This window comes from Flavobacterium sp. RNTU_13, from assembly GCF_046614455.1.
GTDB lineage: Bacteria > Bacteroidota > Bacteroidia > Flavobacteriales > Flavobacteriaceae > Flavobacterium.
In genome coordinates this window covers 311,102-326,618 of sequence record NZ_JBKJHB010000002.1, presented here as the reverse complement: position 1 = coordinate 326,618, position 15,517 = coordinate 311,102, and the positions used below count along the sequence as shown (strand labels likewise).

Annotated in this window: 16 protein-coding genes; 10 read left to right on the top strand and 6 right to left on the bottom strand. The window is 42.2% G+C overall.

Features of this window, described 5'->3' with window-relative positions:
• Positions 1-39 precede the first annotated feature (39 nt).
• The 3 genes from rimK to ACLI08_RS06535 all read left to right on the top strand — a co-directional run bounded on the left by rimK (position 40) and on the right by ACLI08_RS06535 (position 2,834).
• Positions 40-1,407, top strand: a complete 1,368-nt coding sequence (gene rimK, locus ACLI08_RS06545; RefSeq protein ID WP_411427661.1) for a 30S ribosomal protein S6--L-glutamate ligase — start codon at positions 40-42, stop codon at positions 1,405-1,407.
• 189 nt (positions 1,408-1,596) lie between these two features.
• The gene (locus tag ACLI08_RS06540; RefSeq protein WP_411427660.1) at positions 1,597-1,998 is read left to right on the top strand and encodes a hypothetical protein; all 402 of its coding nucleotides are present in this window, start codon (positions 1,597-1,599) and stop codon (positions 1,996-1,998) included.
• Entirely contained in the window at positions 1,998-2,834 is an 837-nt protein-coding gene (locus tag ACLI08_RS06535; RefSeq protein ID WP_411427659.1) for a M23 family metallopeptidase, read from the top strand. Before ACLI08_RS06540 ends, ACLI08_RS06535 begins: the two co-directional genes overlap by 1 nt.
• Here the strand turns inward: ACLI08_RS06535 and ACLI08_RS06530 are convergent.
• On the bottom strand, positions 2,829-3,341 hold the full coding sequence (locus ACLI08_RS06530; RefSeq protein ID WP_411427658.1) for an O-acetyl-ADP-ribose deacetylase: 513 nt from the start codon (positions 3,339-3,341) through the stop codon (positions 2,829-2,831). The genes ACLI08_RS06535 and ACLI08_RS06530 overlap by 6 nt on opposite strands.
• An 8-nt stretch (positions 3,342-3,349) precedes the next feature.
• Positions 3,350-5,848, bottom strand: a complete 2,499-nt coding sequence (locus ACLI08_RS06525) for a M14 family zinc carboxypeptidase (RefSeq protein ID WP_411427657.1) — start codon at positions 5,846-5,848, stop codon at positions 3,350-3,352.
• A gap of 147 nt (positions 5,849-5,995) precedes the next feature.
• Between ACLI08_RS06525 and ACLI08_RS06520 the strand changes: the two genes are divergently transcribed.
• Positions 5,996-6,682, top strand: a complete 687-nt coding sequence (locus tag ACLI08_RS06520; RefSeq protein WP_411427656.1) for an OmpW/AlkL family protein — start codon at positions 5,996-5,998, stop codon at positions 6,680-6,682.
• A gap of 131 nt (positions 6,683-6,813) precedes the next feature.
• Here ACLI08_RS06520 and ACLI08_RS06515 read toward each other — a convergent pair whose 3' ends face one another.
• Complete coding sequence (locus tag ACLI08_RS06515; protein WP_411427655.1) at positions 6,814-7,941, bottom strand: cysteine desulfurase family protein; 1,128 nt, start codon at positions 7,939-7,941, stop codon at positions 6,814-6,816.
• A 107-nt stretch (positions 7,942-8,048) separates the two neighbouring features.
• On the opposite strand from ACLI08_RS06515, the gene ACLI08_RS06510 reads away from it, so the two are divergent.
• Positions 8,049-9,011 (top strand): hypothetical protein, encoded by a 963-nt coding sequence (locus ACLI08_RS06510; RefSeq protein WP_411427654.1) that lies wholly within the window; start codon positions 8,049-8,051, stop codon positions 9,009-9,011.
• An 81-nt stretch (positions 9,012-9,092) separates the two neighbouring features.
• On the opposite strand, the gene ACLI08_RS06505 is transcribed toward ACLI08_RS06510, so the two are convergent.
• The 3 genes from ACLI08_RS06505 to ACLI08_RS06495 all read right to left on the bottom strand — a co-directional run bounded on the left by ACLI08_RS06505 (position 9,093) and on the right by ACLI08_RS06495 (position 10,895).
• A complete protein-coding gene (locus tag ACLI08_RS06505) occupies positions 9,093-9,581 on the bottom strand; it encodes a hypothetical protein (protein ID WP_411427653.1) in 489 nt (162 codons plus the stop codon).
• 37 nt (positions 9,582-9,618) lie between these two features.
• On the bottom strand, positions 9,619-10,017 hold the full coding sequence (locus tag ACLI08_RS06500; RefSeq protein ID WP_411427652.1) for a hypothetical protein: 399 nt from the start codon (positions 10,015-10,017) through the stop codon (positions 9,619-9,621).
• Positions 10,018-10,130: 113 nt separating this feature from the next.
• Positions 10,131-10,895, bottom strand: a complete 765-nt coding sequence (locus ACLI08_RS06495) for an MBL fold metallo-hydrolase (RefSeq protein ID WP_411427651.1) — start codon at positions 10,893-10,895, stop codon at positions 10,131-10,133.
• An 86-nt stretch (positions 10,896-10,981) separates the two neighbouring features.
• Between ACLI08_RS06495 and ACLI08_RS06490 the strand changes: the two genes are divergently transcribed.
• The 5 genes from ACLI08_RS06490 (at position 10,982) to ACLI08_RS06470 (ending at position 15,496) form a co-directional block, all read left to right on the top strand.
• Positions 10,982-12,451 (top strand): TonB-dependent receptor, encoded by a 1,470-nt coding sequence (locus ACLI08_RS06490; RefSeq protein ID WP_411427650.1) that lies wholly within the window; start codon positions 10,982-10,984, stop codon positions 12,449-12,451.
• A 68-nt stretch (positions 12,452-12,519) separates the two neighbouring features.
• The gene (locus ACLI08_RS06485) at positions 12,520-12,960 is read left to right on the top strand and encodes a hypothetical protein (protein ID WP_411427649.1); all 441 of its coding nucleotides are present in this window, start codon (positions 12,520-12,522) and stop codon (positions 12,958-12,960) included.
• Positions 12,961-13,007: 47 nt separating this feature from the next.
• Positions 13,008-13,700 (top strand): hypothetical protein, encoded by a 693-nt coding sequence (locus ACLI08_RS06480; protein ID WP_411427648.1) that lies wholly within the window; start codon positions 13,008-13,010, stop codon positions 13,698-13,700.
• 2 nt (positions 13,701-13,702) lie between these two features.
• Complete coding sequence (locus ACLI08_RS06475) at positions 13,703-14,770, top strand: transglutaminase domain-containing protein (protein WP_411427647.1); 1,068 nt, start codon at positions 13,703-13,705, stop codon at positions 14,768-14,770.
• Complete coding sequence (locus tag ACLI08_RS06470) at positions 14,771-15,496, top strand: 5'-methylthioadenosine/adenosylhomocysteine nucleosidase (RefSeq protein ID WP_411427646.1); 726 nt, start codon at positions 14,771-14,773, stop codon at positions 15,494-15,496. It abuts the gene before it with no gap.
• Positions 15,497-15,517 lie beyond the last annotated feature (21 nt).

Sequence of the window (15,517 nt, the reverse complement as noted above, 5' to 3'; positions counted from 1 at the left end):
AAAAAACATACCTTCGAAACTGCACAATTTTAATAAACCATGCTCGAAAAAGTAATTGTAGGAAGCGAAGAATGGTGCGCATTCCCCGAACTGGGATTACCAACCATAAAAGCCCGTGTAGATTCGGGTGCCAAAACCTCAGCACTTCATGCCGTAAATATTGTACCGTTTGAAAAAGAGGGCGAAAACTGGCTAAAGTTTGACATACACCCCATACAAAACAACACCCGTGCAGTAATACACTGCCAAGCGCCGCTTATAGATAAACGTATTGTAAAAAGCAGCAGTGGCTACCGCGAGCTGCGCTATGTTATTAAAACAAAAATATGTGTAGGCGAGCAGGAATGGGAAATAGAAGTTACCTTAACCAATCGCGATTCTATGGGTTTCCGTATGCTACTGGGCAGGGAAGCCATGAGCGGGCGTATACTGGTAGACCCTGAGCAAAAATACCTTTTAGGCCAGCCTACAAAAGAAAAACTAAAAGAATACTACGAAACGGCAGGAGATGAAAAACGCGGGCTTCGTATAGGAGTACTGGCAAGCAATCCTGAACTTTATAGTAACAGGCGCATTATGGAAGCCGGCGAAATGCGCGGGCACGAAATGCACTTTCTTAACCTGAAATACTGCTACATGAAGCTGGATGCCGAAAAACCCGAAATCCACTATCGTGGCGGACGTGTATTAAATGACTTTGATGCGATTATCCCTCGTATACGACCAAGTATGACGTTTTATGGCTGTGCCCTTACCCGTCATTTTGAAGCACTTAAGGTATTTTGCCTTAACTCTGCAGCAGCCATAAGCCAGAGCCGCGATAAGCTATATTCGTTACAATTGTTACTTAATAGTGGTGTAGACATACCTACAACGGGCTTTGCCAACTCTCCGCTAGATACTAACGACCTTATAAAAATGGTAGGCGGAAGCCCCCTTATTGTAAAACTGCTGGAAGGCACGCAAGGAAAAGGCGTAGTACTTGCCGAAACAAAAAAAGCGGCTGAAAGCGTTATTAATGCTTTTAAAAGTCTTAATGCCAACATCCTTGTACAGGAGTTTATTAAGGAAGCAAACGGTAAAGATATCCGCTGTTTTGTAATAGACGGCAAGGTAGTGGCATCCATTCAGCGTGAGGCACTGCCGGGTGAGTTCCGTGCCAACATCCATTTGGGTGGTACTGCAAGTGTTATAAAAGCCACAGCCGAAGAAAAACGCATAGCCATAAAAGCGGCTAAAGCCATGAACCTTAAAGTGGCCGGGGTAGATATTATACGTTCGTCTAAAGGGCCATTGCTGCTGGAGGTAAACTCATCTCCCGGGCTGGAAGGCATAGAAGGCGCTACCCAAAAAGACATAGCAGGCGAAATGATTAAGGCCATAGAAAAAAACTTTAAATGGAAGTAATTCCATAACTGATAATAATAAAAAGGTTGCTGTAAAAGGCAACCTTTTGTGTAGATAAGGTTTACCTTACAATAAACATCTTCCTTTGGCGTTAATTAACATATAGTATATTGCCTGGCTATTTGGCTTGCCGTATATTTAGCCGTACAAAACCTCCAACCTGATTATCCACTCAAAATACCAACAAGTATGATAAAAAAAATACTCCTTATCCTTACTTTTATTGTTTCCCTTTTTGGCTACAGCCAAACCGGTGACTGCTCTATGCTAAAGGAAGGCACTTTTAAGGTTACAGACCCTGCCTCTAAAAAAACCAGCATCATAAAAAGAAGCGGTAATATACAGACTGAGCAGATGGAAGATGCTGAGGAAATATACGATTTTGACCTCGTATGGATAAATGACTGTACCTATACCATTACACCTACCGCAGCTACCGCAGCAAGAAACAAAGACCTGCAAAAAGCAGGAACCATGATGGTAAAAATAACCCGGGTTAAAGAGCATTCGTACATACAGCGCGTTACCGTAGCCAGTAATCCTAAATTTAGGAGAATGGACGAGGTGTTTATTGTAAAAGACAATAAATAATGCGCGTATTGCGCTGCGCATTAGCTACACTTTGCCTGTTTATGCTTTCAGGAAGCTGTAAAACCGTGCCTAAAAAACTGCTTTTTCAGGCGCAAACAGCAACGCGATACAGTTATAAAAACGACACCATTTACCTCAGCCTGGATAATCCGCTGAAATGCCCCATGCGCTATTACCTAAGTAGTAGCGACAGTATTTTTAATCTAAAACTTCAGCAATACAGGGTAATTGTTTTACCTCCGCAAAGCAATACAAACATTACCATAGCTGCAGACAGCCTACAGGTAAAAACCCTGCTGATTAATACAGGGCTGGGTGATCCTGCCGAAATACCCGTGCGTAACACACTGGCCTTACCCTACCCTATAGGCAAAACCTACAGGGTTGTACAGGCATACGATGGTGAATATTCTCACCACGAGCCTTACTCTAAATATGCTATAGATTTTTCACTTCGCGTAGGCGATACGGTATGCGCAGCAGACAATGGCGTAGTTGTAGGTGTTATTTCCGGATATAAATATGGGGGTGCTAATAAAAAATGGAAACAGTATGCTAACTACATTACGCTGTATCATCCGCATATCGGGCTTTACACGCAATACGTACACCTTAAACACAACGGGGCATTAGTAAAAGTGGGCGACAGCGTACAGCGCGGGCAGCCTATAGGGCTTTCGGGTAAGACCGGCTGGACAGACGTAGCGCACCTGCACTTTAATACCCTCGTAGCCGTTAAGGAAGGTCTTATGTCTGTACCGGTAAAGTTTAACGGCGGTGTAGCTGGTGCCTCATTACAACCCGGCGACCGTGTAATTAATACATCAGGGTTATAACAGGTTTTTATAAAGCGTATAATTATCGTCATCAAAACAAACGAAAATTACCTTTTTAATGCTTTCGTTTGTTTCAAGAAATTCGTGCACGGTTGCTACCGCCACCTTTGCGGCTCCCGGCTTAGGATAGCCATAAATACCGGTACTTATGTTAGGGAAAGCTATGGTTTCCGCATTTTTTTCAACAGCAAGCTTTAGGCTGTTCCTGTAACAATTTGCTAAAAGCTCGGGTTCATTTTTATACCCGCCGTTCCATACTGGCCCCACGGTATGCACAATAAATGTTGCGGGTAAGTTACCTGCCGTAGTTACAACGGCCTCGCCGGTTTTACACTTTCCCTGCCTGTTACGTATATCACGGCATTCGTTTAAAACCTCAGGCCCTCCGGCACGGTGTATGGCGCCATCTACGCCGCCGCCGCCCAGTAACGACGAGTTAGCGGCATTAACCACAACATCTACTGCTATTTTTGTAATATCTCCTTTAACAACCTCAATCCTATTCATAAAAGCAATTAATTCAACTGGAACAAGGCATTGGCAAAAAGTAAATTCCCGGCTTCCCAAAACCCTCTGAAAAGCGGATTATCTACCATGTATACCACATTACCTTTTCCTTTATAATCTACCGCAAAAGTAACAGTACCGCCCAACTTTTGCTTTAAATTATTGCCAATAAATCCGAAACTTTTGTAACCTTTTGGTACATAAGCCACATTAGTAGCACCGGTAAGCATTTGATAAAGCGATCCTGAAGTTTTAAGGCTAAAATAGCGGCTTCCTAAACCAAAACTCAGCGGATGCGATGGGTCGGCTATATTTTCTACAATAGCTCCCGAAATACTGGAAGACAGTCCCTGGCGTGCAGCACTGCCATAGCCGTTATACCGTGCAGACAAGTCTTTTTCTTCAGACTGCCGTTTTGAATCATCTTTTGCAGCATCAGTAGCAAAACGCGTGAGCCCGTAGCCCGCCCTGTCTTCAAAAAGGTCAAGGGCGCTACACAGGGCTATAACTTGCCCCCCTTTAGTTATAAATGCATCAAGGCGGGTTTTGTCGGCATCCGAAAAATTATAATATCCGTCTGGTAATACAATGGTGGTAAAGGAATCAAAATTTACACCTCCTGCATTGTGCACATCTACAATACTCAGCGGATATTCGGCTATGTTATCGAAGAAGTTCCACACTTGCCCGAAATCAGTACTGCTGATTCCTTCTCCGCTAAACAATAACACTTTGGGCTGCTTTAAAATCGGGAATGCCTCAGCACCCAGGTCGCTACCTGAAATCGCATATCCGCTCTCTATAATTTCGTATTCATTTTTACCATCTAGCAGTACCGCAAGCGTTTTTTCAAAATCAGCAAACTGGCTGTTGTCCGACTTCAGTACTATCAGGTCGCCATTATTAACCTTAACCCCCGGGAAAAGTGACTGTGATCGCGCGCTCCTCACCTTAACTTTGTTGCGATGTAGCATGGCGAGTGTTTTTACCGATGCCCTGTTGTTCCAGGGAATGTAAAACGCATAAGCATTTTCATATTGTAATTTGCTTTTAGCTACGGGAGCGTTCACCGTTTTTAATGACAATTCTTTTTTAAGTGCATAAGCCTCTGTGCCAAAAGCACGGGGTAAATCCCATGCCGTAATATCATAAGAAAGACTATCGCTAAGGTGATGCTTGGGTTCCAGCAATACCTGCGTGAGTACCGCTTTTGGCTGACTGGTAGTTATTACAAGGTCATTTTGCTGTATGCTAAATTCTTCATCTTTATCTGTACTATATCTATACCCTTTAACACTGCGGCTTTCGGCCGCGTAAGCATACCTTATTTTATTACGTGTTAGTAACTGCGTAAGTTCAGTATTCCTGCCATTATCTTTTATAATGTAGGTGCGGTACTTGCCTTTAAGATTATCCTGCTGGGTTGAAAAATAAGCCCTGAAGTTTTTTATGAGCATGTCTTTTTTCCAGGCGGCTGTTTCTACAACGCTAAGCATTGCCGCGGTATGGTGATCTATCCTGTCCTGCAGGGTAAGTATATTACCATTTTTAAGCTCCACCGCACGCCCCGCGCCTATGCCCCCTTGCTCAAAAGTCATCCCTACGGCACCGTTAAAACAAGGATAGGTATCGCCGTAGCTGGGATAATACAAATCAAACACCTCTCGCGAATAGTATCCCCATCCTTTTTTATCAAACTTTTTAGCGGTCATTTGTCCTATGGCCTCGTAAAAATCTTTTTGGCCTTTCGTTATATAATCGTGCATAGGCTCTGCAGGTGGTGGAAAAAAGTAGGGATCGTTATATCCCATTTCGTGCACATCGGCGTGTACCATAGGCATCCACTGGTTATAAAGATCTATGCGTTGGCGGGTTTCGGGTTGTACCTGCCAAGCCCAGTCACGGTTAAGATCGTACAGGTAATGGTTTTCCCTGCCGTGTGGCCAGGGCTCCATGTGTTCACGGTCTGTAGCACCCGTGTGAAAGTTATTTCCCGTAACGCTGTGCAGCCAGTTGCCATAGCGCGAAAACCCATCAGGGTTAAGGCATGGGTCCAGTATTACCACTATATTTTTTAGCCACTCTTTGGCTTCTTTATTGTCAGGGTTTAGTAAGTTGTAGGCTACGTTCATGGCACTTTCGGCAGCGGCAGGCTCGTTACCATGAACGTTAAAGCTTAGCCACAAAATTACTTTGTCTGAAGGTGCTACATTACTTTGCTGCAACCCCGTAGTGGCAAGATGCCCCGAACGGATGTTTTCAAGGTTTTTTAAATTTTCTGCAGTAGAAATATAGTAAACAGAAAGCGCCCTGCCCTCCGGGGTTTGCCCGTAAGGTTGGCGCCTTATACCATCGGAATTTTGTGTAAGGTGGGTAAAATAGCTTTCAAGCTGGTGGTAGTAGGTAACGTGCCTGCCGTAATCAGGCAGGTATGCCGCCGGGCTTTTCAGCTGGGCGTGGGTTACGGTTACAAACAGTAGTAAAAGGGCGCAAAACAGTTTTCGCATGAGATAACTAAAATTTAGTTTGTGTAAATGTAAGAATTTAACCGCACTGAATTATCCCCATAAAATTGTTTTTAAACCATGATTATTGTCAGGTTTTTCCCTAAACATCCACTGTACTTTTGACATGTAATTAAAAAACACAAATTCATGAAAAAACTAGCTTTTGCTGTACTGGCGGCATCGCTTTTCAGCTTCAACTTTACAAATGCACAAGAAAAAGATAACAAAACTACTACAGCGTTTAAAAACTGGCAGGTACGCCTTAGAGGTGTAGGCGTTATACCTTCAGAAAGCGCTACCATAGGCGCTATAGGTGGCGATGTGGCTATTTCTAACAACTTTATACCAGAGTTAGACTTCACTTATTTCTTTACAAAAAACATAGCGGCCGAACTTATACTGGGCACAACCAAGCACGATGTACATACTACAGGCTCTAACCTTAGCCCAATAGGCGGCCCTACAAGTGCTGACGTAAACTTGGGTAGCGTTTATCTGCTGCCTCCTACCCTTACGTTACAGTATCACTTCTATGCCGGTAAGGTATTTAAGCCGTATGTGGGCGCTGGTGTTAACTACACTATTTTTTACAATGTAAAATCAGGGCCTGTGGTTAAAGATGTAAAATATGATAATGCATTTGGATATGCATTCCAGGCAGGTTTTGACCTTATGATTACTGATAAGTACTTTATTAACGTGGATGCCAAAAAAGTTTTTCTAAATACCGACGTAACTGTCGATGCTTCTAACCTTGCTACCGGACTGAGCATACCGGCTAAAGTGGACATTAACCCGCTATTGCTTGGCTTTGGTGTAGGTATGAAGTTTTAAAAGCCAAATGATGGTTTTGTGTAAGGTGAAAGCCGCTCTTGTGATGGGGAGCGGCTTTTTTATTTTTTAGCTTAAACGTAAAACTACTACCTCTTTATTAGAGCGGCAATATCTACCTAAATATTTGATAATTAAACCTCATGCAGTGCCGCTATAAGCAAATCAATATCTTCTTTGGTATTGTTGTGGCTGAATGAAATGCGTAACGATGGTTTGTTTATTTCGCTTTCGGGTAAAATTTCCTTTAGTACGTGCGATGGCCGTATACTGCCCGACTGGCAGGCACTTCCGCGCGAAACCGCTATGCCCTGCATATCCAGATTAAACAATATCATAGACGTTTTATCTTCTGAAAACGGAAGCTGAATGTTTATGATATTATAAAACAGGTTACCCGCTTCGCTGCCGTTTATTTTGTAACCCGGAAAAGAAGCATCTAACCGGGAAATAAGATAATTTTTTAAGTCGGTAATATGCGCGCGCTCCTCTGTAAGATGGCTGTAAGAAAGCTCCAGTGCCTTAGCCATGCCCGCTACCTGATGTACGGGTTCTGTACCCGGGCGTATGCCTTTTTCCTGCTCACCACCAAAAGAAATCGCGTGCAGTACAAGGTTTTTTCGCACATAAACAAATCCTACGCCCTTAGGACCATGGAATTTGTGGGCGCTTGCCGCGGCAAAATCTACGGGAAGGTTTTTAAAATCAAGTTCTGTTTTTCCTATCGCCTGCACGGTATCGGTATGAAAATAAGCACCGTATTTATGGCAAAGGTTGCCTGCTTTTTCTAAATCCAGTACCACACCTGTTTCGTTATTTACATACATAAGGCTTACGAGTGTGGGTATATCTTGCTGTAAAAGTAGTTCCAGTTGCTCTAAATCCGGTAAACCGCCGGGTAGTAACGGTACGTAAACCACCTCTGCCAGATTTTCGGCTGCAAGCCTGTCTACGGTATTTAGTACCGCATGGTGTTCTGTTTTACTGCTTATAATACGCTTAATGCCCAGCGCAGGTATGGCACCACGTAAAACCATATTATCTGCCTCAGTACCGCCCGATGTAAAAATAATTTCACGTGATTCTGCGTTTAAGTATCGTGCTATGGTTTTGCGTGCCGTTTCCAGCAATACTTTAGCACTACGCCCAAAACTGTGCGTAGACGATGCGTTGCCGTACTCCGCCAGCGTGTGGGCTATTTCGTGTATTACTTCCGGGCGCAAGGCCGTAGTAGAGGCGTTATCAAGATAGGCTTTTTTCATTGGGTACAAATTTACGTATTTTTTACTTTGCCCTTGTGTTAATGCTAATTGCCAAAACGTTTTACAGAACCACTAAAAACACTATTTTTGCCTTTAAAATCATTTTTATGAAAAAGATACTTGGCCTGTTACTTACACTGCTGCTCCTTACCGGGTGCGATGATGGCGACATGGCATTTCAAACCTTTAATTTTGGTACAGAACTTACTTTATGTAATGAAACTACCCGCACTTACATAGCGGTAAACAGCAGCACCAAAGAAGTATTGGTTATAAACTTTCCGGCGGCAGCACTGCTTAACACAGAAAGCGCCAAAGATGCCAACAATAATTACATACCCACATCTTATACCTTAAGCCAGGGACAAATAGAATACCGTGTGTACAGCGGAAGCACACCCACTGCAAGTAATGTGTGCAGTGGCGTAGACAACCCCAATGTAAGTATTAAAGACCGATGGGTAGGCACGGGAGAAATATCTGTAGTAACTGCAAAAACATCGGCTACACAGTTTTCGCACAGCATTACCCTGGTTAACGCCAGTTTTGCCAAAGGCGACCAAACCATACGTATAGAAGACAACTACCTGGGTACTGTAACCAGCAACCTTGGCTTTAACTTTGATTTTACCGAAAACGAAACCAGCCAAAGCTTTTTTAGCACCTGTAACGATGGCAGGCTGTTTTTAGCAAACAGCAAAGAAGCCATACTACTTACGCTGGCTTCGGGAACGTTTAACAACGTACCCGGCAGTAAAACTATTAGTACAGATAGTAATAATTTTGCCCGTTTCCGTGTGTACGAAAACTCAGGTATAAACAATACTGTGATATGTAACGGTGCGTTAACACCGGTGCTGGAGCAGGAATGGATTACCACCGAAGGCTCCGCGCAAATACTTATTGTAACCACCGAATCTACCTCTTCGCCGGGGCAGTTCCTAAACGATATTTACTTGGTAAATGCCAAGTTTTTTAATGTTACCGGTTCGGGCGAAGCATTTACCCCTACCCCTAACGATAGTACAGACAACACACGCTACTACCTGGGCAGGTACGTATCTCAATAAAAAACAACAACACATAAAAAATGCGCCGTACTGAAACAGTACGGCGCATTTTTTATGTGGTAAACTATCTATATAAGTGATTTAACTTTGTTCGTTTTCATCTCCGGTAATCTGGCCTTCCTCTACCGGTCGTGCCCCTACGTAATAAATTTTACCCTCGTATTTTAGCGAAAAACCTTTATCGGCATGCAGCGTCCATTGCTGGTTTTTAAAAACATTTTCAGCAACTTTATGGAATACTATTGACCCTTCTGTATCAGGAAGGTACACTTCCGCATCTTCGCCATTTTCCGAAAAAAGTACAAAAGCACTCTTTACGTCAGTATCATCTTCCACCTTATCAATAGAATTTAAACGATACCCCTCTTCTGAAGGGCGTATACAGTTATTCCGTATAATACTCCACTTGTACCCTGCCGATGGCACGCAACCATTTTTATCTTTTTCGGCATCGTTACCCGCCACAGTTTCCTCGCGTGGCACAACCACACTGTCTTCGCGCTTTTTTAGTATGTAATCACATGACACAAGCGTTAACACGGAAATTAAAACAACTACCGGCTTTTTCATGGTAAAATTAAAATTGAGAAAAATAAAGGTACAAAAATTAATTGATTCCCGTAGGGTAAAGCACAGTATCGGCCGTTTCGTAATCTATAGATCCGTCTTCGTTTATAAAGTAACGTATAAGCACTTCGCCCCATTGTTTGTTGTTATTAAAATCGGCAATAGCCCAGCGGTGGTTAAGAAGTTTAACTTTATTAATAACGTACTTTTGGTCTTCAAAAGAATCGTACCCCACAAGCGGATTACCTTTTGGGTTACCGTTTTTCTGCATTATGCCATCGGTAACTTTAATCACAAACGCCTTTACGTCTTCCACATTATTATCGCGCAGATACGCCTGTGCATTGTTATCGTTTTCTATGGCAAAATAATTCCCCTGGCTGTTACATACTGCAAGGCTGTCTCGCGATGACTTTAGCCGGGCCCTTATGTTTTTCATACTACGGGCATCCTGTTGTTCCTTTCCTGTAAAGTACATATAGGTAAAGAGGTTAATACAAACAGAAAAAACAAACAGGTACAATAAAATACTCCTTTTCATGATATGTATATCTATAAACTAATTTGAAGATTATCGTAGGCCAAAAAAACATTTTCGGGTAACTGTGCAGATACCTCAGCATGAAAACCCAGCATGTGGCTTATGTGCGTAAAATATGCCTTTTCGGGATTAATGCGCTGTACCATTTCCAGGGCTTCTGTAAGGTTAAGGTGCATTTCATGCGGTTCTATCCGCAGCGCACTAATAACCAACACCTTTAATCCTTGCAGCTTTTCTATCTCTGTATCGGCAATAGTTTTTACATCGGTAAGGTAGGCAAAGTCGTCTATCCTGTACCCAAAAATAGGAAGGCTGCCGTGCATTACACTTATGGGCACCACAGTTTTTCCGCCAAGAGTAAAGGGCTGGTTATCCCTTACCTCGTTTATAATCACATCGGGCACACCCGGATATTTTTCGCCATCGGTAAAAATGTAATCAAAGCGGCGTTTAAGGCTTTGTATTACCCGCTGGTGGGCATATATGGGCATATCGCCCTGCCTGAAAAAGAACGGTCGTATATCGTCGAGCCCGGCAGTATGATCGGCGTGCTCATGGGTATACAAAATACCATCGAGCTTAGTGCAGCCACTGGCCAGCATTTGCTGCCTGAAATCAGGACCGCAATCTATTATGTATGAGTGGTTTTGCCATGTAAGCCATACCGAAACCCTTAAACGCTTATCGCGCGGGTCGCTGCTTAGGCATACGGGGTGCGTGCTCCCTATTATAGGGATACCCTGCGATGTACCGGTACCAAGAAACCAAACATTCAAAACGTTGTATTTTTTCTACAAAAATAGCATTATTTGTTTTATAAAATGCAGTGATTTTCTAACTTTGCAGTATATCTTTCAGCACAATGAAATTTTCAGATAACAACATTAAAGTAAAAGGCGACCGAGAAATTGCCCTGGTTCCTTCCATTAAGGATAAAGCACTGCGTATCAACCTCAACGAGAACATTTACGGTACTTTTGCCGAAATTGGCGCAGGTCAGGAAACGGTAAGGCACTTTTTCCGCGCAGGCGGGTCTTCGGGCACTATAGCAAAAGCCATGTCTGCTTACGACAAGGACTTTTCAGACGCTATTTACGGCATAGAAACAGACGGACGCTACGTTACTGAAAGCAGGCTGAAGAAAATGCTTACCCATGAGGTAAAAATTATTGAAGAGCGCCTCAACCGCGAAAAACACCCTAACAAGGTTTTCTTTAGTTACGCAAACACTGTTGCAACCATAGATTTTGCTAAACAGTTTAAAGGCCACGGATGGGTGGGTATTAAATACCAGATAGAGCCCGACGAAGATTATAACGAAATTACCCTGCACATACGTTTTAAGGAAACCGATGCCCGCCTGCAACAGGAAACACTGGGTATACTGGGTGTTAACCTTATATACGGTGCATTTTACAAATATAACGATCCTAAAAAACTACTGCGTTACCTATATGACCACCTGGACAAAGACCAGCTGGAAATAGACACCATTAACTTTAGTGGGCCACGCTTTGCCGATGTAGACAACAGGCTTATGAGCCTTCAGCTGGTTAAAAACGGCATGACCGACGCGGTAATGTTTGACCCTCAGGGGCACAACGTGCTGCCTGCCGCAGTGCTGTATAAGAAAAACATACTGGCACTTAGGGGTAGTTTCCGCCCTGTAACTAAGGTAAACATTGATATGTATGAGAAATCATACCAAATGTTTTTAGAAGAGAACAAAGTAGATAAAGAAAAAACGCTTGTAATTTTTGAAATCACGCTAAGCAACCTGCGTAGCGAAGGTGAAATCGACGAGCGCGACTTCCTGGACCGTGCCGAGTTGCTTTGCTCTATGGGGCAAACGGTAATGATATCTAACTTTCAGGAATTTTATCGTGTAGTAGAATACTTTAGCGCATACACTAAAGCACGTATGGGGCTTGCCATGGGCGTAAGCAACCTTGTAGATATTTTTGACGAAAAGTACTACCGCCACCTAAGCGGCGGTATACTAGAGGCTTTTGGTAAGCTTTTCTACCGCGACCTTAAAGTGTACCTGTACCCTATGAAAGATGAGGAAGGCAATGTTGTAAACTCTGAAAACCTTATGGTACACCCCAGGATGAAGGAGCTGTACAAATTCTTTAAGTTTAATGGTAAGGTTATAGACATACCTAATGTAGATGAGCAGCTGCTGGATATCTTTAGCCGGGAAGTACTAAAACTTATAGGCAAAGGAAAAACAGGCTGGGAACATATGCTACCTGCAGGTATTTCTGAAATGATAAAGCAAAACCACCTCTTTGGCTACGACCCGAAAAAAGAGCACGCCGAACAGGTATAAGAAATAATTTAATGGAAGAAGAGCTGCTTGTAAAGGCAGCTTTTTTATTTTAGCAAAAAACTAACCCAATGAAAAAATTTATTACCTCGGTTTGTAGCAGCCTAATCTTCATTAGCTGCGCTAAAGAAAAAGCCAAAACACAAAAACATGAAACATTTACCGTAAACACGTTCACTGATTTACCGCCGGAAATAGATGGCTGTTCTTGCATCTTCTCGGAAGATTCTTTGTCTTATGCAAAAGAAAAATATATCTATGCTAATGACTTTGCTAAAACATCTTTCATTAAGGTTAATGGCAAAATGATCAGACTTACCGAAACCGAACACGCCAACTCGAATAGCCTTACAAAATTTAAAAGTGCTGGGAGCGGGTACGAAGTGGAAATTAAAGCTAAAATTATCCGCACAACTGATTTAGAATACAACGAAATGAAAGGTACCATTACAATTAAGCATAAAACAGGAAAAACCTTAACCAAAACCATTTATGGTGTATGCGGTTGTTAGATCATCATCAATTACTTTTTCAAAACAATTAAAACCAAACACACCTAATGAAATCATTTTTAAAATTTTCTCAGGCCATTATTTTATTACTTAGCCTTATATCGTGCAATACAGCTGACTACAAAAATCTTACCGAAGCCAGTAAAGAAATAGCAACCTACTGCGGCACACAAAATGTGCTGGTAAGCAACTCTACCGGATTTTTTACCAACGACGAAACTAATGCCTATACCATAACAGTAAACAATGTTAATATACCATTTGACTACACGATAAGACGTGTAGCATCACATTGTGCACAGCTGCTTTACAACAACCTTAGTAATGAGCAACGTAAAGACAAAGATGTGATAAGAGTTACGATTAACCTAAAAGGGAGAAGCGAAACCTCAGATTTTAAAATGGCTAAACTGAAAGACGCCGAAACTTATATAAAAAGGGGACACGTAATACTTGGGTATATTAAAAATGGCGACTATAAAAGCTTACATGATTCTTTAGACCCAAAATATTTTACAGAAGATGGCTATGACAGTTTTCAAAGACTAATTTTAGAAAAAAACAAAAATGTCTTTGCTAAAATAGACACCATAGTCGATGACGGTTTTTCTTTTGACATTATTAACGGAAAGCCATTTGTGCAGGTTTATTCTCACACCCCCATAGATACAATGACTATAAGATACAGATTGTTGTTCGATTTAAGAAAATCGTCGTTTGCGGCGTTAGAAATCAAGTAGCCATGCGTAGCTACTTTATTCAACTAATGCTTTTTTTTACCTTTAGCTGCTTTGCGCAGCCCGATATAACTAATACTAACACTCAAAAAAACGCTTATAAAGTAGCTGACAGCATAGCCCGTACAAAAACCTATAATGGCGACCTAAAATTGCTGGTAAGTCAGCTTACTGAAAACTGCACAACCGAAACAGAAAAGGCACGTGCGCTTTTTATATGGATAACAGACAATATTGCGTACGACTATAAAGCGTTTAACAAGAATAAATTGCCAAAAAGACCCAATTCTAAAAAGAGCAAAAACTACAATGATATTGTAGCCCAATGGAAAATAGACTATACCGACCGGGTTTTACGACGAGGCAAAGCCGTATGCGAAGGGTATGCTATGTTGTTTAAACGGATGTGCGACTATGCAGGGCTGCAAACCGATATGGTTTCCGGATACGTAAAAACAGGACCGGGTGATGTAGGGCGTATGGGCATACTGGACCACGCATGGAATGGCATTATACTAAATGGCAACTATTATTTTGTAGATGTTACCTGGGCAGCAGGCACGTGCTCTGAAAATAAAAAAGGAAAATTAAAGGATTTTACAAAAAAACTGGATGATTTCTACTGGCTTACGCCTACCGAAAAATTCTGTATGGATCATTATCCAGCCGATAAAACTAACCCGGGTGTATCAAATTATCCTGTAGAGAGGTACAAAAACAATCCCTATATCAAAAAAAATTGCCTAAGCAGCCTTACTGTGCTTTACCCGACATCAGGTGTTGTAGAAGCGCACTTAGGAGAAACGATTACTTTTACATTTGAATATGACAAGGACATACACTCCATATACTTAAGTACCAATACAAAACGAATAAAAGCGCTATCGCTGAATAATAACGACACAGAAAAATACCTTTCCGAAGAAAGTCTCAAAACACCCGAGACACTGTTTAAAAGGAACGGGAACAGCTATCAGTTTGATTATGTTGTAAATAATGCAAACACACGCTACATAGAAGTATATATAAATGCTGAATTTGCAATGCGTTTTAATATTAAAATAGCCCGTTAAATGGAAAACATTATAGGCATTATGGGCGCTATGCCCCAGGAGATAAACGGTATTATTACCCTTATACAGAACCCGCTTGAAGTTACCATAGGGAGGCGCATATACACCCACGGCACTATAAACGGCACACGTGTGGTACTGGTGTTTTCGCGATGGGGTAAGGTGGCTGCCGCAGCTACTGCCGCCACGCTGATAAACGAATTTAAAGTAAGCCGCATTATTTTTATGGGCGTAGCAGGCGGTATAGCACCAGAACTTAACATAGGCGATGTTGTTGTAGCAAGCCGCCTGATTCAGCACGATATGGATGCACGCCCACTTATGGAGCAATTCCAGATTCCGCTTTTGGGCAAAAAATTCCTGGATGCCGATGCTGTTTTTAATGCAAAAGTCCATAACAGTATTGAACGGCTTATAAAACGCTATGCTGTGCCGGGCTATTCGCCTAAAGTAATAGTGGGAGATATAGCCAGTGGCGACCGTTTTTTTGCCACTGCCGCAGAAAAGCAGGAACTACTCACAAAACTGCCTACTATACAATGCGTAGAAATGGAAGGTGCCGCTGTAGCACAGGTGTGCTATGAGCATGATGTACCCGTTACGGTAGTCCGTATCATTTCCGATACGGCAGATGAGCAATCTCCTGCTGACTTTATGCAATTTATAGAAACCGTAGCCAGTACGTTCTCGGCTAAAATAATAGAAGCGCTATTCCTTTCGGAGTAGCGCTTCTATTATATTTATTTT

Excerpts from the sequence above, each read along its gene's own strand:
- ACLI08_RS06535 (WP_411427659.1), top strand. The coding sequence starts at position 1,998 with ATGCGCGTATTGCGCTGCGCATTAGCTACACTTTGCCTGTTTATGCTT.
- ACLI08_RS06505 (WP_411427653.1), bottom strand. The coding sequence starts at position 9,581 with ATGAAAAAGCCGGTAGTTGTTTTAATTTCCGTGTTAACGCTTGTGTCA.
- rimK (WP_411427661.1), top strand. The coding sequence starts at position 40 with ATGCTCGAAAAAGTAATTGTAGGAAGCGAAGAATGGTGCGCATTCCCC.
- ACLI08_RS06510 (WP_411427654.1), top strand. The coding sequence starts at position 8,049 with ATGAAAAAGATACTTGGCCTGTTACTTACACTGCTGCTCCTTACCGGG.
- ACLI08_RS06525 (WP_411427657.1), bottom strand. The coding sequence starts at position 5,848 with ATGCGAAAACTGTTTTGCGCCCTTTTACTACTGTTTGTAACCGTAACC.
- ACLI08_RS06515 (WP_411427655.1), bottom strand. The coding sequence starts at position 7,941 with ATGAAAAAAGCCTATCTTGATAACGCCTCTACTACGGCCTTGCGCCCG.
- ACLI08_RS06540 (WP_411427660.1), top strand. The coding sequence starts at position 1,597 with ATGATAAAAAAAATACTCCTTATCCTTACTTTTATTGTTTCCCTTTTT.
- ACLI08_RS06490 (WP_411427650.1), top strand. The coding sequence starts at position 10,982 with ATGAAATTTTCAGATAACAACATTAAAGTAAAAGGCGACCGAGAAATT.
- ACLI08_RS06520 (WP_411427656.1), top strand. The coding sequence starts at position 5,996 with ATGAAAAAACTAGCTTTTGCTGTACTGGCGGCATCGCTTTTCAGCTTC.
- ACLI08_RS06500 (WP_411427652.1), bottom strand. The coding sequence starts at position 10,017 with ATGAAAAACATAAGGGCCCGGCTAAAGTCATCGCGAGACAGCCTTGCA.
- ACLI08_RS06485 (WP_411427649.1), top strand. The coding sequence starts at position 12,520 with ATGAAAAAATTTATTACCTCGGTTTGTAGCAGCCTAATCTTCATTAGC.
- ACLI08_RS06530 (WP_411427658.1), bottom strand. The coding sequence starts at position 3,341 with ATGAATAGGATTGAGGTTGTTAAAGGAGATATTACAAAAATAGCAGTA.
- ACLI08_RS06470 (WP_411427646.1), top strand. The coding sequence starts at position 14,771 with ATGGAAAACATTATAGGCATTATGGGCGCTATGCCCCAGGAGATAAAC.
- ACLI08_RS06480 (WP_411427648.1), top strand. The coding sequence starts at position 13,008 with ATGAAATCATTTTTAAAATTTTCTCAGGCCATTATTTTATTACTTAGC.
- ACLI08_RS06475 (WP_411427647.1), top strand. The coding sequence starts at position 13,703 with ATGCGTAGCTACTTTATTCAACTAATGCTTTTTTTTACCTTTAGCTGC.